Below are 21,012 nucleotides of genomic sequence, written 5' to 3' on the forward strand. Positions count from 1 at the left end.
GACCCGCGGCGGGGAATCCGGGGGGGCTCGACGGGCGGGGCCGACCGGCGAGCCGAGGGGCAGCGGGGCAGGCGGACGAACAGTGCATGGCAACCGACCCTAGAGGCGGAAAGTTACAATGATGTTCGGCCAGTCGGACGCTCCGTGAGCCTGCCCGATCGGGCCAGAGAGCCGGTGCGCCCCGTCTCACCCGCCGCCTCGCAGCACCCCACCGGCCTGGACCATCACCAGCCATCCAACAGGCCGTTACCGAGTGTTACATACATGACGCCGAGTCGAAACACGGAGTTGTTTTGCTCGAGACAATAAGGGACCTTTGTCCTCTCTGCGCCCAGAGCACGCGTTTCTTGGCCTTTCATCACGTGTCATAGCGGGACTGATGAGCAGCGCGACGGCCATGGCCCGCCGGGACCACGCACCACACGAGTCGGCCCTTTCCGCCGGGATGGCGCCGGCACCGGAATGCGCGGCCGCCGCGTGCGCCGCCGCGAGCAGTTCCGCCCGGATGATGGTCCACTTGGATGATGGGCCGCCCGGCGGATGGTTCCGGCCAGATCGTGGGGTCCGAACGCGCCATCACACCGGCCGGCGGCCGGATCGCCGTCGGCGGCACGCGACCGAGCTGAGGTGGGCATGTCACGTCGTCTGAGGAACACCACTGCCGCGTTGCGCCATGGCTGGCATCCGGTGGCGCGCTCCGGCGAGGTCGCCGACGAACCGGTGCCGGTGCGGCTGCTGGGCGAACCGTGGGTCATCGCCCGACTGGACGATGGCCTGGCGGCGTTCGCCGACCGGTGCCCACACCGGCTCGCCCCGCTGTCGGCCGGCCGGGTGAACGCGCACGAGCTCGTCTGCGGCTATCACGGCTGGCGTTTCGTCGCCTCCGGCGAGTGCACCGCGGTCCCCGCTCTGGGCCCCGGGGTGCCCGCCCCCAGACGGGCCAGGGCCACCCCGCCGTGGGGCGTGGTCGAGCGGCATGGCCTGATCTGGATCGCCCCGGAGGAACCGTTCACCGACCTGATCGAGGTTCCCGAGGCGGACGAGGCGGGTTTCGACTCGGTCTGGCTCGAGCCATCGCGGTCCTCCGCCTGCGCCGGCCTGCTCGCCGACAACTTCCTGGACACGGCGCACTTCCCGTTCGTGCATGCCGACACGATCGGCGCCGGCGAGGACACCGTGGTCGCGCCCTACCGGGTGACGCAGGACGGCGACGGCTTCGTCGTCCAGATGGAACAGCGGGTCGCCAACCCGGAGGACCCCAAGGTCGCCACCGGCGAGCATCCGCTCGTTCAGCGCCGCTGGTCGACCTACGTGTACCGGCCGCCGTTCATGCTGCGGCTGCGCCTGGAGTACCCGGACGCCGGCATGATCAACACGATCCAGTTCTGCCTGCAGCCGGAGGACGAGGGATCGACCCGGATCTACACCCGGCTGCTGCGCGACGACCTGGGTGGGGACGCCGTGCAGATGGCCAAGGCCGCCCGCTTCGAACAGACGGTGCTCGACGAGGACCTCGCGCTGCAGGAGCGGTTCGACCTCGACGGCCTGCCCCTGGTCGGCGACGACGCCGACCCCGTCGAGGAGGTGAGCATCCGAGCCGACGCGGCGGGGGTGGCACTGCGCCGCGCGCTGGCGTCCCTCGTCGACCGGGCGGCCCGGCTGCCGCCAACCGGCGCCGGGCGACCGGGCGGCGGCCAGGACCGGGTCCTCACCGCCGCCCGGCGGACCGAGTACCGCCGGACGACGATCCGCTAGAGCCGGACGTACTCGGCGCTGGCCGCGGCTCATGATCCGGACTCGCCGCAGCGCAGCCCGAGCGCGGTGGGAGCTGCGGATATCCGACACTCAGCGAGCGCGACATCGCAGCTCGACGGTCCATGACGCGACCTACGATGGAGATCGGATCCGGCCGGGAGGCGTGAAACGTCATGACGGAGAGTGGTTGGGCGCGGCCTATCGCCACGGCGAGGTGGACGGATCTCGACCCTCGCGAGTTCGACCGGTTCCGCCGGCTGGTGAGCGCATCGGGGTCGCGTGCAGAGGCCGGTCTCGCCGCGCTGCCGGACCATGAGCTGGCCGTCGCCCTAGGTGTGGCCCGATCGGGCGGTGCGTCGAGGCGGGACGCGTCGGGGCCGGGCAGCGCGGGGCAGGGCTCGTCGGAGCCGGGGACCGCGGGGCAGGGCTCGTCGGGGCCGGTCCTGCTGCCCGAGGCTCTGCTGCTGTTCGGCCGTCCGGAGGCGATCCGCTGGTTCCTGCCCTGGCACGAGGCCGCGATGCAGATCATGCGGGCCGACACGGCCGTGGTGAACGACTTCTTCCACTGGCCGCTGTTCCGGCTCGCCGAGGAGCTGCTCGCCCGCTTCCGCGCCCGCAACACCCAACAGGTCATCCGGTTCGAACTCCTACGAGTGCACGTTCCCGCCTTTTCGGAGCAGGCGTTCCGGGAACTGATCACCAATGCGCTGACCCATCGGGACTATGACGTTCCCGGCGCCGTCCACGTGCGGTGGACCGACGATCGGATCGAGATCGCGAACCCGGTGGGACCGGCCGCCGGACCCCCGCCGGGGACCGTGCTCGCGGGGCCACCCCGCCCGCGCAACCCTCTGCTCGTCGACGCCTTCCGGCGCGCCGGGATCGCCCAGCGCACCGGGCACGGGATCAGCCGGGCCATCGCCGACCAGCTCCGCCACGGCCTCGCAGCCCCCCGGTTCGATCGCCCGGCCGAGCGGACGGTCGTCGCCGCCCTGCCCGCCACCCCTGCGGACCTGGCCTTCGCCCGGTACGCCGCGGCCCGTGAGCGGCTCGGTCAGCCGCTGGGACGGGCCGAACTCCAGATCGTCACCGCTCTGCGGCACGGCCACCGGCTGCGGACCGCGCAGGCGGCCGTCCTGCTCACCACGGACCGGTCGCAGGCGCGCGCCCACCTCATCGGCCTGCTCCAGGCGGGCCTGGTGCAGGTGGGCGGCGACAGCGCGGGGCGCACCTGGCACCTGACCGAGCAGGTGCGCCGCGAGCTGCGCGAATGCGCCGAGCACGTCCGGGCGCAGACGAGTAGCCGCCACCAGACGGCGCCCGCGTCGTCCGGATGGGCCATCCCGGACGGTGGGCCCGTCCTGCCCCGCCCGCAGCGGGTGGCCGGCGGAGGCTGACGGCGACGACCAGGCCGGCGGCTGGCCGCCGACCCGATCGGGCGGCCGGAGGCGGTCCGATCGGGTCGGCGGGGCAGGTGCCGCTCAGGGGCAGGTGCCACTCAGGGGCAGGTGCCGCTCAGGGGCGGGTGTAGAGCAGCCGGCCAAGGGTGGCCAGGGTGCGCAACGGGAACGGCAACCGGCAACCGAGGTCGGCCGCGGCCGTGTCGACGGCGGCCAGCTCGCCGAGCACCGCCTCCCACGGGGCGTCGCTCATCAGGCCCAGCAGCGGCAGCGGGCAGGCCGCCCGGACCCAGCCCCGGTCCACGACGACGAACCCGCCGCCCATGCCCTCGACCGCTCGGGCAGCGGTCAGCATGTCGTCGTCACGGGCGCCGACCACGATCACGTGGCCGGGGGCGTGCGCCGTCGACACCCCGAGCGCGCCGCGGCTGAGCCCGCAGCCGCGGATCAGCCCGATGTCGACCGGTCCGCCGCCGCCGTCCTGCTCGAAGACCGCAACCTTGTGCAGGTCACGGGTGGGGTCGGCGACCGCGTAGCCCCCGTGCACCGTCGGCTGCACCCGAACGGTGCGCAGGCCATGCCGGCGGGCCGTCTCCGTCGCCGGCTCCGGGCCCGCCACGCCCAGCGGGTTGCGCGCCGGGCCACCGGCGACCGGCGGGTTCGGCGGCTCGCGCGGGACGTCGATGCTGACCGCCGCGACGCTGGCGTCCTGCCTGCCCGCCCGGCGCAGACCTGGGCAGGTGAAGGAGCCGGCATGCAGGTTGGCCGGCAGCCGGATCCGGCCGACGGCCCAGGCCGGCGCCACGTCCAGGTTGTCGAACAGGGGGCGGCCGCGCTCCGCGGCGATCCGGCCGCCCGCCACCACCACGTCGGGCGGGGCGGTGCCGGCGAGGGTGGACACCACCTGCAGGTCGGCCAGCCGGGCGGGGGCGATGGCGCCCAACGTCGACTCCAGGCCGTGCATCCGCGCCGGGAGCAGGGTGGCGTGCCGGATCGCGTCGATCGGGCCCATGCCCTGGCCGACGGCGAGCCGCACGTCATGGTCGAGATGGCCGTGGGTGGCGAGTTCGGTGACCGTCCTGCTCCTGGTCCGGCCGGGGTTCTCCAACGCCCAGCGCAGTCCGGCGGCGTCCGCCACGGGCCCCGCGCCCAGCGCGGACAGGCCGCTCACCCCGGTCCCGGGCGGCGCCGGGGTCACCTCGACGACCGAGGTGGTGGTGGGTGAGGCCGGTGGGACCGCCGCGGAGCCGGTGGCCGGCGGGACGGGCGGGACCGGTGCGGCGGGTGGGAGGTCGGCGGCAGGAGGGAGGGCACCGCCCGAACGGAGCAGCACCCGCAGCGGCGTCGCGGAGCCGGTGGCGAGCTCCGAGCCCCGGGCCCCGCCGAGCGCGATCAGCGCCGCCGGGTCGGTCAGCAGCGTCACCGTCCCGCGGGGGATGAGCAGGCGGGCCAGCTCGCCCGGGCTGAGCAGCGTCTCCTCGACCCGCAGCCCGGCGTCGACGTAGGCGGGGACGACGTAACGACCGGCGGCGTCGAGGGAGCGCCGGCCGCTGAGCACCCCGGGCCTGGTCACGGCGGCGATGTACCGCCCGACGATGAGGATGTCGCGGTTGACCACCGTGCCGTCGTGCACGACCACGACCAGCCCGCCGCGCACGACCAGGTCGGCGTCCTCCTCACCGTCGGCTACCCGGCGCAGGCGTTCCAGCTCGGCGGCCGAGGGAGGCAGCCGGTCCGCGCCGGCCACCGAAAGGTGCCCGATCGGTTCCGGCGGAGGGTCGCGCCGGTCCGCACCGGGGATCACCACGGGCGACTCCGTGCGGGCCGGTGCTCGCGGGTATGTGGCCGAACCGGCGGGAGCCGTCCGCGTCGGCCGGACCACCCGGCCGCACGCCGCCATCAGCCGGGGTCCGAGGCTGGTGCAGTCGACGTTCAAAGGCAGCCCTTCATCCACCGGCCGGCGCCGGCGGCACATGTACATCCGATGACGGCAGGCAGGGAACGCGGCCGCACGGAAACTACGCGTAATTCACGCCGATTTTTGTTATATCGCACAGGAAACGCGAGATACACCGCGGGAGGGCAGGCCGGGGGGCGACGACGTGCACGATGGAGAACCGACCGCCCCAGGATGGCCCGTCCGGACGATGCGGCGGGTGCGATCGACGGCACCATTGCTGTCATCACAATTCCCGCTACCTGCCACGGCCCGGGTTCGGCCCGTAACGCGCCAGGACGATCGCCTCGATGAAGCCGACGATGGCGTACAGCACGATGCTCGCCACCGTGATCACCACTACCGAGGCCCACACTCCGCCGTAGTTGAACGTCTGCTGGGCGCGCTGCATGTAGTAGCCGAGCCCCTCACCCGTCGCCAGCCACTCGGCGAGCAGCGCACCGATGACCGCGCCCGGGACGGCGATGCGGGCGGAGACGAACAGCGCCGGCAGGGCGCTGGGCAGCGCGACCTTGCGCAGCACGGTCGCGGGACCGCCGCCGTAGGCGAGGACCAGGTCGGCGGCGGCCGGCGGGCCGGACCGCAGCCCGAAGACCAGGTTCACCAGCGACGGGAAGAACACGATGATGCCGGCGATGACCCCGACCGCGGTCAGGCCCCGTCCGAAGATCAGGGTGAGCAGCGGGATCATCGCCACCAGCGGCACCGACCGCAGCATCATCGCCACCGGCATCAGCGCCCGTTCCACCGAGCGGAACAGCACGAAGGAGACGGCGACGACGATCGCGGCCACGGTGCCCGCCAGATACCCGACCCCGGCGTCGCCCAGGGTGTGCCACAGCCCGTCGAGGATCGCCCGGCGACTCTCGGCGGCCTTGTCGGCCGTGAACAGGTACTTCCACACCGCCTGCGGATCCTTGGCGACCAGTGGGTCGAGATCGAACACGGCGATGAACGCGTACCAGAGGCCGACGATCACGGCGGCCGACGCCACGACGGACAGCACCGTGCGGCCGACCCGCAGCAGGATCGCCGTGAGCATCAGGTGCGCGCCGCGCCCCGGGGCCGCCGGCACGGAACCGGCCGCGGCCGGTTCCACGGTGGTCGCCGCCGGTGCGCCGGCCGTCACTGCCCGCCTCCCGGGTTCCCGCGCGGCGCCCACGGGGTGAGCAGCCTGGCGACGAGCGCGGTCAGCGCGTAGCCCAGTCCGGCGACCGCGGAGGCGACCACGGCCAGCGCCCACGTCCGCGGGACCTCCAGGGCCTGCTGGGAGTGGACCATGGCCACGCCGAGCCCCCGGTCCGCGCCGAGGTACTCACCGATGATCGCGCCGAGGACGGCGGCCGGCGCGGCGATCTGCAGCCCGGCGAAGGTGCTCGGCAATGCGGCCCGCAACCGGATGTACCGCAGCTGCTTCCAGGCGCCGCCGCCGCTGGCCCGCACCACGTCGAGGCTCGCCGGGTCGGCGGCGCGCAGCCCGAGCAGGGTGCCGACCATCGTCGTGAAGAACACGGAGATGCCGGCCAGGGCGATCTGCGGGGTGCTGCCGTCGAAGACGGTGGTGAGGATCGGCCCGATCGCGATGATCGGCAGACAGTAGGACGCCACGCCGATCTGCAGCAGCACCCGCTCCACCACCGGTACCCCGAAGAACATCACGGCGAGGCCGATGGCCAGGCCGTTACCGATCAACCAGCCCTTCACGGCGATCTCCACCGTCGACTTCGCCGACGTCCACATGAGCCGGTGGTCGTCCCACAGCGCCCGCACGACCTCCCACGGGGTGGGCACCACCCCGCCGTTGTCGAGCACGGTGACCGCGAGCACCCACCACAGCGCGATGAGCCCGACGATCCCGACCGCGCCACCGATCCAGGCCGGCCGGTCGCCACCAGCACCGGCGCCGCCACGGCGGCGCCGCGCCCCGGGACCGCCTGACCCGCTCGGTCCACCCGACCCGGGCGATCCCCCCGGTCCCCCCGGGTCACCCGGACCGCCGGTGGCGCCGAAGGCGGCGTCCTGCAGAGTCGTCATACGGCGCTCCGAGCGGGATCGGCCGCCGGCGTCCCCACCGTGGCCGCCGCCGGGTCGCCGCCGGCGAACAGCAGCGCCGACAGCTCGTCGTGCAGCTCGTGGAACCGCGCCGAGCGCAGCATCTCCGGGGTGCGCGGCCGGGGCAGGTCGATGTCGACGAGCGAGCAGATGCGGCCCGGCCGGGCACTCATCACCGCGACGGTGTCGGAGAGGATCACCGCCTCGGGGATGGAATGGGTGACGAGCAGGGTCGTCGTGGCCCGTTCGCCCCAGATCCGCAGCAGCTCGAAGTTCAGCCGCTGACGGGTCATGTCGTCGAGGGCGCCGAACGGCTCGTCGAGCAGCAGGATCCGGGGCTCGACGACGAGGGCGCGCGCGATCGCGACCCGCTGACGCATCCCGCCGGACAGCTGCGCCGGGCGGGCCTTCTCGAAGCCGGTGAGCCCCACCAGCCGGATCAGGTCCGCGATCACCGCCCGGTCCGCCTTCACCCCGGCGACCTCGAGCGGCAGGCGGATGTTGGCCTCGACCGAGCGCCACGGCAGCAGCGCCGAGTCCTGGAAGGCGATGCCGAGGTGGTGGCCACGGCGGGCGGTCGCCGGATGCTCCCCGTGCACCAGCACCTCACCGGCGCTGGGCGCGTCGAGATCGGCGAGGATGCGCAGCACCGTCGACTTCCCGCAGCCCGACGGCCCGATGAGCGTCAGGAACGAGCCCTCCGCGGTGGCGAGGTTGACGTCGTCGAGGGCGAGAATCGACTTGCGGCCGAGGCGGAACTCCTTGCGCAGGCCCACCACGCTCACGCCGGAACCAGGGGCAGCAGCGGAGGGAGCCGACGGTCCCGGGACCGGCTCCGACATCGGCGTGGCGGCTGCACTCATATGAGTTCCGGCTTCTCCTTGTACAGCTCTCGGATGATGGACAGATCGAACAGCTTTTCGGCGGTGATGTCGACGCCGGCGAGCTTGAGGGTGGCGATGTTCTCCTCGACCAGTTCGTCGGTGATCGTGAACAGCCCGTTCTTCTTCGTCTCCTCGGTGAGGATGAGCTTGTTCTGGTCGGCGCTCTCCAGCCCCTGCTCCTTCTCGTCCAGGCCGAGGTCCTTGCCGTAGACGGTGGCGGCGAGCTTGGCGCCGAGCGAGGCGTCGGAGGTGGCGTCCTTCCAGCCGCGGATCTCGGCGGTCAGTGCCGCCTTCACCTTGTCGCGGTTCTTCGCGATCGACTCGTCGGTGACCATGAAGGTCTCCGAGACGAGTGGATAGTTGTGGTCGGCGAGCAGGAAGGTGGCGACGTCGAAGCCCTTGACCCGCAGCAGGTTCGGCTCGTTCGTCACGAACGCGAACCAGCCGTCGACCGTCCCGGTGGTCAGCGGCAGCGGGTCGAACTCGACCGGCACCTTCGTGATGGACGACGGGTCGAGCTTGTTCGCCTTCAGGAACGCCGACCAGACCGACTCGTTGGTCGCCTGTACGCCGATCTTCTTGCCGACCATGTCCTGCGGCGTCTTGATCGGGCTCTTGGCCATCGACAGGATGGCGAACGGGTTCTTCTGGTACTGCGCGCCGATGATCTTCAGTGGGGCGCCCTGGGCGATCGCGGTCCCGGTGATGTCCGGCGAGGAGATTCCGATGAAGGCCTTTCCGGTGGCGACGTCGGTGTCCTGCGGCGTCGCCGACGGGCCGCCCGCGATCAGGTTGACGCCGGAGAAACCCGCCGCCTTGTAGTACCCGCGCTGGTCGGCCAGGTACTCGCCGGCGAACTCCGCGTTCTTGATCCACGACAGCCGTATGCTGAGCGTCCCGAACGAACCGGCGCCGGAGCCGCCCGAGCCCGAGTCGTCGTCGCTGCCGCACGCGGCGAGCAGGCCACCCCCGCCGACGGTGAGCAGAGTCGCTCCCGCGGTCACTCCCACACCCCGGCGGAGAAAACCCCGCCGATCCAGACCTGTTGTCACCAAACCCCCATTGCCCTCGTCCCGGGCGCACCCCCATCGGCCGGTCGGTCCGACCTTCCCGAGCGGTCCCCCGGACGCTAGGAAGAAGGCGTATCCGTCTCATCGCACCTGTGTGAATTGCCAGTAACTCCATTCTCGCCGCCGGGCCGGTCACGCTCCACCACCGCCCCCGGGATTCCCGCCGACCGAAACGTCGCCGAAACCTGGATGCCCCGAAAGAGGTTTATCGTTCACCTGCCCGACATCGGGCAACGTCCGAATGACGTACCTGCATGAGTGCCGCGGGACCCGCGCACGGAGGTCCGGGCCGGCCGCGGCGACGCCGGCATCATTGGCACCGCCTGCTAGGCTTCGCGTTCGTGCTGCTGAGCCCCCATGAACAGGAACGGCTGCTCATCCATGTGGCGGCCGGACTCGCCCGGGAACGACGCGCCCGCGGGCTGCGGCTGAACCATCCCGAGGCGACCGCGCTCATCACCTCGTTCCTGCTGGAGGGGGCCCGCGACGGCCGCAGCGTCGCCGACCTGATGACCGCCGGGCGCGGCGTGCTCACCCGGGACGACGTCATGGAGGGGGTGCCGGAGATGCTCGCCGAGGTCCAGGTCGAGGCGACGTTCCCGGACGGCACCAAGCTGGTTACCGTGCACCAGCCGATCCCTTGATCCCCGGCGAGGTCCTGCCGGGCGAGGACCCCATCGAGATCAACCCGGGGCGGCCCGTCCGGACGGTGCTGGTCCGCAACACCGGCGACCGCCCGGTGCAGGTCGGATCGCATTACCACTTCGCCGCGGCCAACCCCGCGCTCGACTTCGACCGCGCGGGCGCGTGGGGGCACCGGCTGGCCGTGCCCGCCGGCACCGCGGTCCGCTTCGAGCCCGGGGTGGAACGCGAGGTCGATCTCGTCCCGCTGGCCGGCGCCCGCGTCGTGCCCGGCCTGCGCCCGGAGTCGGCCGGCCCGCTCGACGGAGAAGGCTCATGACCCGGCTGGACCGCTCCCGCTACGCCTCGCTGTACGGACCGACGGTCGGCGACCGCATCCGCCTCGCCGACACCGACCTGATCATCGAGGTCACCGAGGACCGCAGCCGCGGCCCGGCGCTCGGCGGCAGCGGCGACGAGGCGGTCTTCGGCGGGGGCAAGGTCATCCGCGAGTCCATGGGGCAGTCGCTGGCGACCCGCGCCGAGGGCGCGCCCGATCTCGTCATCACCGGCGCCGTCGTGCTCGACCACTGGGGCGTGATCAAGGCGGACGTCGGCATCCGCGACGGACGGATCGTCGCGCTCGGCAAGGCCGGCAACCCGGACACGATGGACGGCGTCCATCCGGACCTGGTCATCGGCCCGGGCACCGAGATCATCGCCGGGAACGGGAAGATCCTCACCGCGGGCGCGGTCGACTGCCACGTGCACCTGATCTGCCCGCAGCAGGTCCCCGAGGCGCTCGGCGCCGGAATCACGACCCTCATCGGCGGCGGCACCGGCCCGGCCGAGGGCACGAAGGCGACCACCGTGACGCCGGGCTCGTGGAACCTCGGCCGGATGCTCGCCGCGATGGACGACTGGCCGGTGAACGTCGTCCTGCTCGGCAAGGGGAACACGGTCAGCGAGGCGTCGATGTGGGAGCAGCTACGGGCCGGCGCGGCCGGGTTCAAGCTGCACGAGGACTGGGGCACGACGCCCGCCGCGATCGACGCCTGCCTGCGGGTCGCCGACGCCGCGGGGGTCCAGGTGGCGCTGCACTCGGACACGCTCAACGAGGCCGGCTTCGTCGAGGACACCCTCGCCGCCATCGCCGGGCGGGCCATCCACGCCTACCACACCGAGGGCGCCGGCGGCGGGCACGCCCCGGACATCATCACCGTCGCGGCCGCCGCCAACGTGCTGCCGTCGTCGACGAACCCGACCCGCCCGCACACCGTCAACACCCTCGACGAGCACCTCGACATGCTGATGGTCTGCCACCACCTCAACCCCAGCGTGCCGGAGGACCTGGCCTTCGCCGAGAGCCGGATCCGGCCGTCGACGATCGCCGCCGAGGACATCCTGCACGACCTCGGCGCCATCTCCATGATCGGTTCGGACTCGCAGGCGATGGGCCGGATCGGCGAGGTCGTGCTGCGCACCTGGCAGACGGCGCACGTGATGAAGCGCCGCCGCGGGGCCCTGCCGGGGGACGGCCCCGCCGACAACGCCCGGGCGCGTCGCTACGTCGCCAAGTACACGATCTGCCCGGCGGTGGCGCACGGGCTGGACGCGCAGATCGGCTCGGTCGAGCCCGGCAAGCTCGCGGACCTGGTGCTCTACGATCCCGCGTTCTTCGGGGTGCGGCCGTCGCTGGTCCTCAAGGGCGGGTTCATCGCCTGGGCGGCCATGGGCGACGCCAACGCCTCCATCCCGACCCCGCAGCCGGTGCTGCCCCGCCCGATGTGGGGGGCCGCGCGGGGTCCGGCCGCCGCCTCGTCGCTGACCTTCGTCGCGCCCGCCGCGATCTCCGACGGCCTGCCCGAACGGCTGGGCCTGGCCACCCCCGTGGTGCCGGTCGAGGACGTGCGCCGACGCGGCAAGGCCGACCTGCCGGAGAACACGGCAATGCCGGACATCCGGGTCGACCCGGACACGTTCACGGTCTCGATCGACGGCGACGCGGTCGAGGCCGACCCGGTGCGCGAGCTGCCGATGGCCCAGCGGTACTTCCTGTTCTGACGGCGACTGCTCCTGACGGCGGCTGCTCCTGAAGGCGGCTGCTCCTGAAGGCGGCCGGGGCGAGCGCGTCAGCGGGCGGCGTTCTTGATGAACTGGTCGCGGTAGGAGGCCGGATCGCCGCTGTAGTAGCCGGCTCGGACATGGCGGCGGGTGGTGGCGTTCTCCGTCGCGCGGGCCGCCGAGTGCCACAGATAGGCATCGTGCAGCAGCAGGTCGCCGCGCTCGGCGTAGACGGCGATCTCCCCCGGGATCTTCTCGAAGCCCAGCGGCATCTCATAGGGCGGCTCGGCGTCGGTGTATCCCCCGCTCGGACGGGCGTCCGCGGGCACGGCCACGTTGTTGATGTTGCGGTAGGGCGCCGGCGTGGCCCAGCGGTGGGAGCCCGGCACCACCCGCAGGAAGCCGTTGGCCGGGCTGGTCGCGTCCACGTGGAGGGTGAACGCGCTGCCGGGCCAGACGTCGAGGCTCGGCATGGCCTGCCAGTCCGAGTGCCAGCCGATCCGGCTGTAGCCGGACTCGCGGCCGGGCCGAGCGTCCTGGTAGACGACCCCGGCGTTCTCGCTGGGGCTCATCCACACGTCCGCGCCGAGCAGGCGGCGTAGCAACTCGACCATGAGCGGATGGGTCGCCGCCTCCCGCACGGCCGGAGAGAGCTCCTCCACGTGTTCGACGTAGTTCACGTACGCCTCGACGTCCGCGCTGCCGTGGGTCGTTCCGTTCGACGCCCGTTCGGACGGGGCCGTCGCGCTGGGCTGGCCCGCCCGGTCCAGGTAACGGGCGTCCAGGTACTGCGTGGAGCCGTAACGTTCGGACACCGTCCCGGCGAGGACCGCCTGCTGCGCCTCGCCGCACTCCCGCTCGAGCCGGTCGAGGAACTCGGCGGGGTAGAGGCCGCGGAGCACGACGAAGCCGTGCCGGCGGTAGAACTCGTCGAGGCCGGCCAGCGCCGGCGCGGCCAGCGGGTCCGGCGCGGTCGGGTCCACGGCGAACACCCCGACCTCGGCAATCGCCGGCATGGACGGCGACCCTCGCCGTGTCGACACGCTCGATCCGGACGGCCCCGCAGATCCGGACGGCCCCCCGGATCCGGACGCTCGGGTCGGGTCGGACGGACCGCCGTCGCGGGCCACGCCCGCCGGAGCCGGGACGGATGTCGGGCTGCCCATGGTCGTACCTCCACCCTCGATGTCGCCACCGGCCCGGGTGGACACCCCGACCAGGCCAGTCGGCTCATCACGGTACGGCGAGCGGGTTTCGGCGCCGTTGCCTGACCTGCAACGATCCGACGGACGACGGGCCTCGAGGGCCTTGGCCCGCCATCAACCTCCAGCACCTCCCTGGGCTCGACCGAGCACGCAAGGGTGCGACAGCCGGCGGTGCGGCAAGCCCGGCCCCTGACTGGCGTCCCGCTGCCAGCCCCGAGCGCGTCCGTGCCAGAACCCCGAGCTCCGAGCCGCCGGTCGGCGGAGCTTCGGACGTACTCGTCTAGTGTCGGCTACGGGTACGGTGACCGGTGCTGTGCGACGTGTGCGAACCCTTGCGCTCGCAATCCCACTCGTGGTCGTCGTCGTCCCATTCGGCGTGGTAGCCCGTCTGGCAGCGGGGTTTCGGCGGGCGGTGGTCGCTGCAGGAGGTGAGCACTGGTGCCAGCGCCAGCGCCACCGCCGCCAGCACCCCGGTCAGGCGGACCCGCGGCCCGGCGCGCCTTGTTGACCGTCGTGACATGCCATCCCTCGTCCCGGTTCTTCGTGGTCGTCGTCTCCGGTAGCGCGTCCGGCCCGGTGAGCGGGGCCCGGGCTGCGCATGGCCGGTCGGCTCGGGCGCCCGAGGGCCGCCCGGCCGGGCCGGACGGTGGCCACCGGCGGCGAACTCTTCCACAAGAAGACGGGCGGCGTGACCGGATTGTCGCCCGAACGACCAGAGGTGCCACCCGGCTGGAGATGGCCACCGTGAGGGGGACCTCGTGAAGGGCACACTGTGAAGGGCACGCTGTGAAGCGCGGCGACGAGGAGGACCACCGCGGCAGCGGCGAGCACCGCGGCCACAGCGGCCACAGCGGCAGCGGTGGGAACGGGACTGGTCCGGTCGGGCGGTCCGGGCGGCGGGCGACGTTGCTGGTGCTCGCGGACGGGCGCATGCCGACCGGGGGGCACGCCCATTCGGGCGGGGTCGAGGCCGCGGTGACCGACGGCAGCCTGGCGAGCCTGACCGACCTGGCGGCGTTCCTGCTCGGCCGGCTGCACACCGCCGGCCTGGTTGCCGCCGCCTTCGCCGCCGCCACCTGCCACGGGATCGAGACCGGTCGGACCGGCGTCATCGAGCTCGACGCCGAACTCGACGCCCGGACGCCCTCCCCGGCGCAGCGCGCCGCCAGTCGAGCGCAGGGCCGCACCCTGCTGCGGGCCGGCCGGGCCGCGTGGCCGGTGCCTGCCGGTCCCCGCGCCCCGCACCACCCGGTCGCGCTGGGCATGGTTGCCGCCGGCGCGGGGCTGGCGCCTGGAGACGCGGCCCTCGCCGCGGCGCACGCCACGGTCACCGGGCCGGCGACGGCCGCGACCCGCCTGATCGGGCTGGATCCCCTTGCCGTCACCGCCGTACTCGCCCGCCTCGCCGACGACGTGGAGGCGACCGCCCACGCGGGCGAGGCGGCGGCCACCCTGCCCCCGCGGGAGCTTCCGGCACTCACCGGCGTCCGCCTGGACCTGCTGGCCGAGCGGCACCGGGTCACGGCGCTGCGGATGTTCACGTCCTAGACGAGTAGGTCTCATCGGCTGCCGGAACCGTCATCATCATGATCACCAGGCCAGGGGTGTCGTCGATCATCGGACCCGGGCATCGCCCCACCACCACCGACAGAAAATCGCCGCGAACCACCAGACCGGATCGCCTCCGCCCCGATCCGATCGTCGATCTTCACCCACGGTGCGTTGAGGAGAGTGCGCAAGCCCTGCGTCACGCCATGACCCTCAGAGCCCTCTCCCTGCCCGGCCACCGCCAGCCGGACTTCGGGCTGACTCGTCCAGGGACGCGGCTCGGGCACCGGCAGGCGGGACCGTCCCCCGTCGGCGGCGAACGGCCGGTCGCGACGGGCGTCGCGCAGCACCGAGCCCCACCAGTCGAGCTGGTCCAGCAGGATGGCGGCGGCACCGGTGGGGCCGGCGGGATCGCGCGGGGCCCCGTCGGAGGTGAACAGCTCGTAATACCGCGGGAAGAAGACCTGGTCACGCGGCGGGTGGGCGGGCAGCTCGGTGAAGACCTGCCGCAGGTGCTCGATCGCGAGCAGGTCGCCGCTCCCGCCGCTGTAGCCGACGAAGCCGATCGCCTTGGCCTGCCACTCGGTGTAGTGCCAGTCGGTGTAGTGCCAGTCGATGGCGGCCTTCAGCGACGCCGGGAAGCTGCGGTTGTAGTCGGGGCCTGGACGAGGTGGGCTGCTACGTTTCCCGTGGGCGACAACGAGCAACGGCTGTTCCCGCTGGTCCGCCGCGAGGCCCTCGCCCCCGCCGACGGGGGACTGCCCAGCGGCCCTCGCCCCACCGCCCCGGCGGGAGCGCCCGCTGCCTGGCCGACACCGGCCCGCGAGGAGGCGACATCCGATGCCCACGACCGCCGACGCCGCATCGCCGCCGGCCACCCCCCGCACGGGCCGCACGGCCGTCCGGGCCCACGCCGCAGTCCGGGTGGAGCGGGGCACGCACGGCGCTCCCCGGCTCGCCGAGCTGCGCTCCGACGTGCCGATCGTCCTGCGCCTGACCGACGTCTCGCCCGTTCGGACCGGGACGGGCGCCGGCGTGGCGCCCCTGCCGACGATGACGGTCCATCTGGTCAACGGGGCCGCCGGTCCGCTGGCGGGTGACGACCTGCGGCTGGACATCTCCGTCGGAAGCGGGGTGCGCCTGGTCCTGCGCTCGGTGGCCGCGACCGTCGCGCTGCCGGGCCACGGCCCCGGACCGTCCCGCCTGACCGTCACCGCGGAGGTGGCCGACGGTGGCGAACTCGACTTCGGTCCGGAACCGACGGTGGTCGCCGACGGCGCCGACCACCGGGTGATCACCGACGTCCGGTTGGCCGCGACGGCCCGGCTGCGGCTGCGCGAGGAGATCCTGCTCGGCCGGTTCGGCGAGCCCACCGGGTCCATCCTCAGCACGCTGCGCATCGACGTGGCGCACGCCGCCGACGCCGCCGACGCCTCCAACGCCGCCCACGCGTCCGGCGGGGCCCGCACGGCGGGCGACGCCGCCGGTGCGGGTGGGCCGGCCGGATGGGTCCCCCTGCTGCGCCAAGAGCTACTGCTCGGGCCGCGGGTGCCCGGGCTGCGGGGTCCCGCCCAGCTGGGCGGGGCCCGCGCGGTCGGCTCGCTGCTCGTCGCGGGCCCCGAGTGGGCCGGCCCCGGTCCGGAAGCCGCCGTCGCCGAGGGAGTGGGCCTGCTGCCCCTGACCGGTCCGGGCTACCTGGTCTCGGCGTTGGCCGACGATGCCGTCACCTTGCGCCGCCGGCTGACCGCCGCTCCGGGCTCCACCGGATGAGGCGCCGTCAGCCTCCGGCGCCGGGCTGACGGTCGTCCGCCCGGGCATGGGTCTGGGCTCCGCCGGGCGCGGGCACCCCTCGCGCGGCGTCCTCGCGCCACGGCTCGCCGGTCCGGCCGGGGATGGCGCTGGGCCGGGAGAAGCCGTCGTTCCACGGGTCGCGCGGCGGCTCGACGAACACCGCCGGCGGGGCCGGGACGCCGGCCTCGCCCGGTCCGCCCGGGCCGGTCGCCCGCGGGACTCCGCCGGTCGCCTGGGAAACGCCGCCGGTCGCCGAGGAAACGCCGCCGGCCGGGCCCCGGGCCGACGCGGTGGAACCGGCTCCGGCCGGGACCGTCCGCACCGCGGGGGATGTGTCGGCGACCAGCGGATTGGCGGCGGCCGGGGTCGCCGCGTCCGCGGGCTGCCGGTCGGCGGACGGCGTCCCGTGATCGTCGTAGGTGCGTCCCTTCCAGGCGGCGCCACGGCCGGCCCGCTTGAGCCGCGCCGAGTCCACCGTCATCGCGAGGTAGAGCACGGCGACGCCGGGGAGCAGCAGGGCGGCGGGGACCGGCTGCCGGTAGTAACGGATCATCGGCACGTAGGAGAGGGTCATGACCAGCCAGGTGACCGCGCCGAGGATCGCGGTCGTGAGATCGCCGGCCGCGAGGCCCGCGACGGTCGCGACCACCGGGACGACGAAGACCAGGGCCATCCCGAGCACGGTGCCGAGCAGCAGCAGCGGCGAGTGCCGCAGCTGGGCATAGGCGCTGCGGGACACCATCTTCCACAGGTCCGCCAGTCGCGGGTACGGGCGCCGGCTGTGGACCTGCTCGGCGAGCCCCAGCCAGGTCCGCCCGCCGGAGCGCTTGATGATCCGGGCGATCGCGACGTCGTCGATCACCGCGCCGCGCACCTCGGCAAGCCCACCGGCCGCCACGAGGGCCTCCCGGCGGACCAGCGAGCAGCCCCCGGCCGCCGCCGCCACCCGCGAACCCGGGCGGTTCGACCACCGGAACGGATACAGCATCGCGAAGAAGAAGACGAACGCGGGCACGATGACCCGCTCCCACGCGGTCTCGGCCCGCAGCACGGCCATCTGCGAGACCATGTCCAGCCCCTGGGTGCGCGCGGAGGCGACGAGGCTGGTCAGCGAGCCCGGGTCATGCGCGATGTCGGCGTCGGTCAGCAGCAGGAACTCGGCGTCGCCGGCGCAGTCGATGCCACGGCGCAGGGCCCACAGCTTGCCGGTCCAACCTGGCGGAGGCTCCGTGGAGGCGGTGACCGCGGCGGTGACGCCCGTGTGCCCGTTGCGGGCGGCCTCCTCCGCCAGCGCTCGGGCGACCTCCGTGGTCCCGTCGGTGGAACCGTCATCGACGAGGATCAGGCGTACCGGACCGGGATAGTCCTGGGCGAGCAGGGTCGGAAGCGTCACGGGCAGCACGTCGGCCTCGTCCCGGGCCGGGATGATGATCGCTACGCTGGGCCACGAGTGCGGCGCCTGCCGGGCGGGGAGCCGCTGATCGGTCCGCCAGAAGAAACCATGACCGACGGCCAGATACAGCCAGGCGAGCAACGAGGCGAGGGCTATCCACTGCAGCACAGTCACAGAGAGTGATGCTGCCACGTGGGTCGTACGGACGTCAGACGAGCGCGGTAATTGTGTGTTAAGAACTTTCCGCTCACGGTAGGCCCGCCACGACCGCGGTGGCCTCGTGCCGGCGACGACAACCGGGCGTACCGCCGGACAGTGCCGCTGAGCAGGGACGATGCCTTGTCGGGAACGGGCGCCCGGCGCACCGCGGACAGAATCGGCCCGCCCACCGGGCAGCCGAGCCACCCACCCCGAACCGGCCCGCGACGGGCGGGGGTTAACCCCGCGGTGCCATCAGGTCGTCCTGTGTGTACCCCCACCGGACGGGCCGCGGCCACCCCACCCGATCCCGGCCCGGCAGAGTCACCTTCCAAGGCACCGACTGCACCATAATCAGGGGGTGACCAGAAGCCGTCGTACCGAGCAGACGGCTGACACCCGTCAGGCCCTGATCTCGGCAGCCCGCCGCCGGTTCGCCGAACAGGGCTTCGCCGCCACCGGAACCGAGGAGATCGTCGCCGACGCCCAGGTCACCCGAGGCGCGCTGTACCACCACTTCCGCGATAAGGCCGAGCTGTTTCGCACCGTGATGGAACAGGTCGCCACCGAGGTTGCCGAGCAGCTCGTCGCGGGTGAGCTCGCGCGCGACGCGGAGCTGCCCAGCGACGCCTGGACGCAGCTGCGACAGGGGTTCCAGTCCCTGCTCGACATCTCCACCGCGGACAGCGACTTCCAGCGCATCGTGCTGGTCGACGGGCCCGCCGTCCTCGGCAACGAGGCGTGGGACGCCCTCGTCGAACGGCACGGTTACCGGCTGCTGTCCGAATGGCTGGAACGGGCCATGGCCGAGGAGCGCATCGATCCGCTCCCGGTGGGCCCGCTGACCAGACTGGTCGCAGCCCTGCTGTCGGAGGCGAGCATCTACACGGCGGGGGCGGCCGATCCGGACAATGCCCGGGCCGAGATCGGCATCGTGCTCGACCGGCTGCTGCGCGGGCTGGGCCGGGGCGGCGACCTCGCCGAGCAGCCCCCGGTCAGCGTCGACAGCGGCACGGGCCCGCAGCGCACCCGCTAGATCGGCAACGACGAACGCCGCCCCGACCGTGGACCGGTCGGGGCGGCGTCGGCGTTGCCGGTGAGGCGGCGGCTGCGGGCAGCCGCCGGCTCAGACCTGGCGGACGGCGCGGATGGACTCCTTCAGCGAGCCCATCGTCGCCAGCACGGCCGAGGTCTCATAGCCGCAGTGCGCCATGCAGTTCGCGCACCGCGGGTCCTTACCGCGACCGTAGGAGTCCCAGTCGGTGGTCTCGACGAGCTCCTTGTAGGAGGAGACGTACCCGTCGCTCATCAGGTAGCAGGGCTTCTGCCAGCCGAACAGCGAGTAGCTCGGGATGCCCCAGGCGGTGCAGTCGAGCTCCTTCTTCCCCTCGAGGAAGTCCAGGAAGATCGGCGAGTGGTTGAGCCGGAACTTCTTGCGCCGGCCCTCCGCGAAGACCTTCCCGAACATCTCGCGGGTCTCCTGGACGGCGAGGAAGTGCTCCTGGTCCGGAGCCTTCTCGTAGGCGTAGCCAGGCGAGAGCTGGATCTGGTCGACCTTGAGATCGTCGTTGAGGAAGGTCAGGATGTCGATGACGTCCTGCGGGCTGTCGTTGTTGAAGAACGTGGAGTTGGTGCCGACCCGGAAGCCGGCAGCCTTCGCCGCGTGGAAGGCCCGGACGCACTCGTCGAACGTCCCCTCCTTCTCCACCACCGAGTCGTGCCGCTCGCGCAGCCCGTCGATGTGCAGGACGAAGGTGAAGTAGGGCGACGGCGTGAAGTTCTTGAGCTTCTTCTGCAGCAGCAGACCGTTCGTGCACAGGATCACGAACTTCTTGCGCTTGACCAGCTCGTTCACGATCTCGTGAATCTGCGGGTGCATGAGCGGCTCACCGCCCGCGATCGCAACGACCGGAGCGCCGCACTCCTTGACCGCGGCGAGCGCGTCCTCGGGGCTCATCCGCTGCTTCAGGACAGACGCCGGATGCTGGATCTTCCCACAGCCCGTGCAGGACAGGTTGCAGGCAAACAGTGGCTCCAGCTCCAGCACGAGCGGGAAGTGCTTGCGGCGCCGCAGTTTCTGCTTCGCCAGGTAGGTACCGATACGGAGCTGGTACCGCCACTCGACCGCCACGGCGTAGCTCCCCTCTCCTCAGGTCGCCGGTGGGATGACCGATGATCTCTGCACTGACCATACAGCCTGTACGTACAGCCTGCATGTGGATCGAGCGATGAACTGTCGCACAGCAGTGTCCGGTGGACGACCCGATCGTCTGAGCAACCGGTCGCGGACCGTATCCGGCCAGGTCAGGGCAATATTCGACGGCCGAATGACGCTGATTGCGGCATCTGCCGGCCTCGCATCGTCAACCTTCGACGGAGCGTCGGAGGTGTCAGGACGAAGTCCAGCCCGCCCGAAGGTGCCGCCACGCGGACGGCGGGGCGCCGGCGACGACACCCACCGTCACTCAGCGTTACACACCTCGGGGTTGCCGGCGACCGGAGCGGTCTCAGGCGAGGATCAGGCAGCTGCTGCTGGCCGTGGCGACGACCTTGCCGTCGTCGTCGCGGACGTCCCCCTCCGCGAAGGCAATCCGGCGCCCCGGCCTGGTGATCCAGCCATGCGCGGTCAGCCGGTTCGGCCGACCCTCGACGACGCGCACCGGCCGCAGGTAGTTCACCTTGATCTCGACGGAGGTGTAGGCGACGCCGGCGTCGAGCGTGCTGTGCACCGCGCAGGCGGCCGCGGTGTCGAGGATCGTGCAGAGCAGGCCGCCGTGGACGAGACCGATCGGGTTGTACGCCGACTCGTCCGGCTGGCAGGTGAACACCACGTCGCCGCGCGAGACCTCGACCGGCCGGAAGTCGAACAGCCGGGAGATGGGCGGCGCCGGGATGCGGCCGTCGCGCATCGCGGTCAGGAACTCCAGGCCGCTCAGGGTGGCCGCGGCCGACGCGACCCGGATCGGGTCGTGCCAGGTGACGGACTTGCTGCGGGGCTCGCCCCAGAGCGCGGGGTCAGGCTCCGGAACGCTGGGTGCGGATTCGGTCATGGTCATGGTCCGTAGCCTATGGAC

Annotated in this window: 17 protein-coding genes and 1 pseudogene; 8 read left to right on the top strand and 10 right to left on the bottom strand. The window is 72.7% G+C overall.

Features of this window, described 5'->3' with window-relative positions; genetic code table 11:
* Positions 1 to 633 precede the first annotated feature (633 nt).
* Together FRAQA3DRAFT_RS16580 and FRAQA3DRAFT_RS16585 are read left to right on the top strand one after the other, a co-directional pair.
* Positions 634 to 1,755, top strand: coding sequence for an aromatic ring-hydroxylating dioxygenase subunit alpha (locus FRAQA3DRAFT_RS16580; protein WP_009740195.1), 1,122 nt, complete (start codon positions 634 to 636; stop codon positions 1,753 to 1,755).
* Positions 1,756 to 1,928: 173 nt separating this feature from the next.
* Positions 1,929 to 3,152 (top strand): ATP-binding protein, encoded by a 1,224-nt coding sequence (locus tag FRAQA3DRAFT_RS16585; RefSeq protein WP_009740196.1) that lies wholly within the window; start codon positions 1,929 to 1,931, stop codon positions 3,150 to 3,152.
* A gap of 118 nt (positions 3,153 to 3,270) precedes the next feature.
* Here the strand turns inward: FRAQA3DRAFT_RS16585 and FRAQA3DRAFT_RS16590 are convergent, their stop codons facing one another.
* The 5 genes from FRAQA3DRAFT_RS16590 to FRAQA3DRAFT_RS16610 all read right to left on the bottom strand — a co-directional run bounded on the left by FRAQA3DRAFT_RS16590 (position 3,271) and on the right by FRAQA3DRAFT_RS16610 (position 9,052).
* Positions 3,271 to 4,962, bottom strand: a complete 1,692-nt coding sequence (locus FRAQA3DRAFT_RS16590) for an adenine deaminase C-terminal domain-containing protein (protein WP_009740197.1) — start codon at positions 4,960 to 4,962, stop codon at positions 3,271 to 3,273.
* A 388-nt stretch (positions 4,963 to 5,350) separates the two neighbouring features.
* Positions 5,351 to 6,241, bottom strand: a complete 891-nt coding sequence (locus FRAQA3DRAFT_RS16595; protein WP_009740198.1) for an ABC transporter permease — start codon at positions 6,239 to 6,241, stop codon at positions 5,351 to 5,353.
* Positions 6,238 to 7,146, bottom strand: a complete 909-nt coding sequence (locus FRAQA3DRAFT_RS16600; protein ID WP_009740199.1) for an ABC transporter permease — start codon at positions 7,144 to 7,146, stop codon at positions 6,238 to 6,240. Before FRAQA3DRAFT_RS16600 ends, FRAQA3DRAFT_RS16595 begins: the two co-directional genes overlap by 4 nt.
* On the bottom strand, positions 7,143 to 8,027 hold the full coding sequence (locus tag FRAQA3DRAFT_RS16605) for an ABC transporter ATP-binding protein (RefSeq protein WP_009740200.1): 885 nt from the start codon (positions 8,025 to 8,027) through the stop codon (positions 7,143 to 7,145). The genes FRAQA3DRAFT_RS16600 and FRAQA3DRAFT_RS16605 overlap by 4 nt, the downstream gene beginning before the upstream one ends.
* The gene (locus FRAQA3DRAFT_RS16610) at positions 8,024 to 9,052 is read right to left on the bottom strand and encodes an ABC transporter substrate-binding protein (protein ID WP_157467425.1); all 1,029 of its coding nucleotides are present in this window, start codon (positions 9,050 to 9,052) and stop codon (positions 8,024 to 8,026) included. Before FRAQA3DRAFT_RS16610 ends, FRAQA3DRAFT_RS16605 begins: the two co-directional genes overlap by 4 nt.
* A gap of 407 nt (positions 9,053 to 9,459) precedes the next feature.
* On the opposite strand from FRAQA3DRAFT_RS16610, the gene FRAQA3DRAFT_RS16615 reads away from it, so the two are divergent.
* The 3 genes from FRAQA3DRAFT_RS16615 to FRAQA3DRAFT_RS16625 are packed head-to-tail and all read left to right on the top strand — an operon-like array spanning position 9,460 to position 11,803.
* Entirely contained in the window at positions 9,460 to 9,762 is a 303-nt protein-coding gene (locus FRAQA3DRAFT_RS16615) for an urease subunit gamma (protein WP_009740202.1), read from the top strand.
* Positions 9,759 to 10,079 carry an urease subunit beta gene (locus tag FRAQA3DRAFT_RS16620; protein ID WP_009740203.1) on the top strand — a complete coding sequence of 107 codons (321 nt, stop codon included), beginning with the start codon at positions 9,759 to 9,761 and terminating at the stop codon, positions 10,077 to 10,079. Before FRAQA3DRAFT_RS16615 ends, FRAQA3DRAFT_RS16620 begins: the two co-directional genes overlap by 4 nt.
* Positions 10,076 to 11,803 (top strand): urease subunit alpha, encoded by a 1,728-nt coding sequence (locus FRAQA3DRAFT_RS16625; protein ID WP_009740204.1) that lies wholly within the window; start codon positions 10,076 to 10,078, stop codon positions 11,801 to 11,803. Before FRAQA3DRAFT_RS16620 ends, FRAQA3DRAFT_RS16625 begins: the two co-directional genes overlap by 4 nt.
* A 68-nt stretch (positions 11,804 to 11,871) precedes the next feature.
* Here FRAQA3DRAFT_RS16625 and FRAQA3DRAFT_RS16630 read toward each other — a convergent pair whose 3' ends face one another.
* Positions 11,872 to 12,819 (bottom strand): phytanoyl-CoA dioxygenase family protein, encoded by a 948-nt coding sequence (locus tag FRAQA3DRAFT_RS16630; protein WP_009740205.1) that lies wholly within the window; start codon positions 12,817 to 12,819, stop codon positions 11,872 to 11,874.
* 1,119 nt (positions 12,820 to 13,938) lie between these two features.
* On the opposite strand from FRAQA3DRAFT_RS16630, the gene FRAQA3DRAFT_RS16635 reads away from it, so the two are divergent.
* Positions 13,939 to 14,556 carry an urease accessory protein UreF gene (locus FRAQA3DRAFT_RS16635; RefSeq protein WP_051054594.1) on the top strand — a complete coding sequence of 206 codons (618 nt, stop codon included), beginning with the start codon at positions 13,939 to 13,941 and terminating at the stop codon, positions 14,554 to 14,556.
* A gap of 320 nt (positions 14,557 to 14,876) precedes the next feature.
* Here the strand turns inward: FRAQA3DRAFT_RS16635 and FRAQA3DRAFT_RS38785 are convergent.
* Positions 14,877 to 15,215: pseudogene (locus FRAQA3DRAFT_RS38785) on the bottom strand (NADPH-dependent FMN reductase); the annotation flags it as partial.
* A 181-nt stretch (positions 15,216 to 15,396) separates the two neighbouring features.
* Between FRAQA3DRAFT_RS38785 and FRAQA3DRAFT_RS16645 the strand changes: the two are divergent.
* Positions 15,397 to 16,326, top strand: a complete 930-nt coding sequence (locus FRAQA3DRAFT_RS16645; protein ID WP_009740209.1) for an urease accessory protein UreD — start codon at positions 15,397 to 15,399, stop codon at positions 16,324 to 16,326.
* Between the two features lie 7 nt (positions 16,327 to 16,333).
* Here FRAQA3DRAFT_RS16645 and FRAQA3DRAFT_RS16650 read toward each other — a convergent pair whose 3' ends face one another.
* The gene (locus FRAQA3DRAFT_RS16650) at positions 16,334 to 17,914 is read right to left on the bottom strand and encodes a glycosyltransferase (protein ID WP_009740210.1); all 1,581 of its coding nucleotides are present in this window, start codon (positions 17,912 to 17,914) and stop codon (positions 16,334 to 16,336) included.
* 385 nt (positions 17,915 to 18,299) lie between these two features.
* Here FRAQA3DRAFT_RS16650 and FRAQA3DRAFT_RS16655 point away from each other — a divergent pair, with 385 nt between their 5' ends.
* Positions 18,300 to 18,974 carry a TetR/AcrR family transcriptional regulator gene (locus FRAQA3DRAFT_RS16655; protein WP_035921065.1) on the top strand — a complete coding sequence of 225 codons (675 nt, stop codon included), beginning with the start codon at positions 18,300 to 18,302 and terminating at the stop codon, positions 18,972 to 18,974.
* A gap of 90 nt (positions 18,975 to 19,064) precedes the next feature.
* Here FRAQA3DRAFT_RS16655 and hpnH read toward each other — a convergent pair whose 3' ends face one another.
* Together hpnH and FRAQA3DRAFT_RS16665 are read right to left on the bottom strand one after the other, a co-directional pair.
* Positions 19,065 to 20,069 (bottom strand): adenosyl-hopene transferase HpnH, encoded by a 1,005-nt coding sequence (gene hpnH, locus FRAQA3DRAFT_RS16660; protein WP_009740212.1) that lies wholly within the window; start codon positions 20,067 to 20,069, stop codon positions 19,065 to 19,067.
* A 376-nt stretch (positions 20,070 to 20,445) separates the two neighbouring features.
* The gene (locus FRAQA3DRAFT_RS16665) at positions 20,446 to 20,994 is read right to left on the bottom strand and encodes a PaaI family thioesterase (protein WP_009740213.1); all 549 of its coding nucleotides are present in this window, start codon (positions 20,992 to 20,994) and stop codon (positions 20,446 to 20,448) included.
* Positions 20,995 to 21,012: the final 18 nt, after the last annotated feature.

This window comes from Frankia sp. QA3, from assembly GCF_000262465.1.
Taxonomy (GTDB): Bacteria; Actinomycetota; Actinomycetes; order Frankiales; family Frankiaceae; genus Frankia.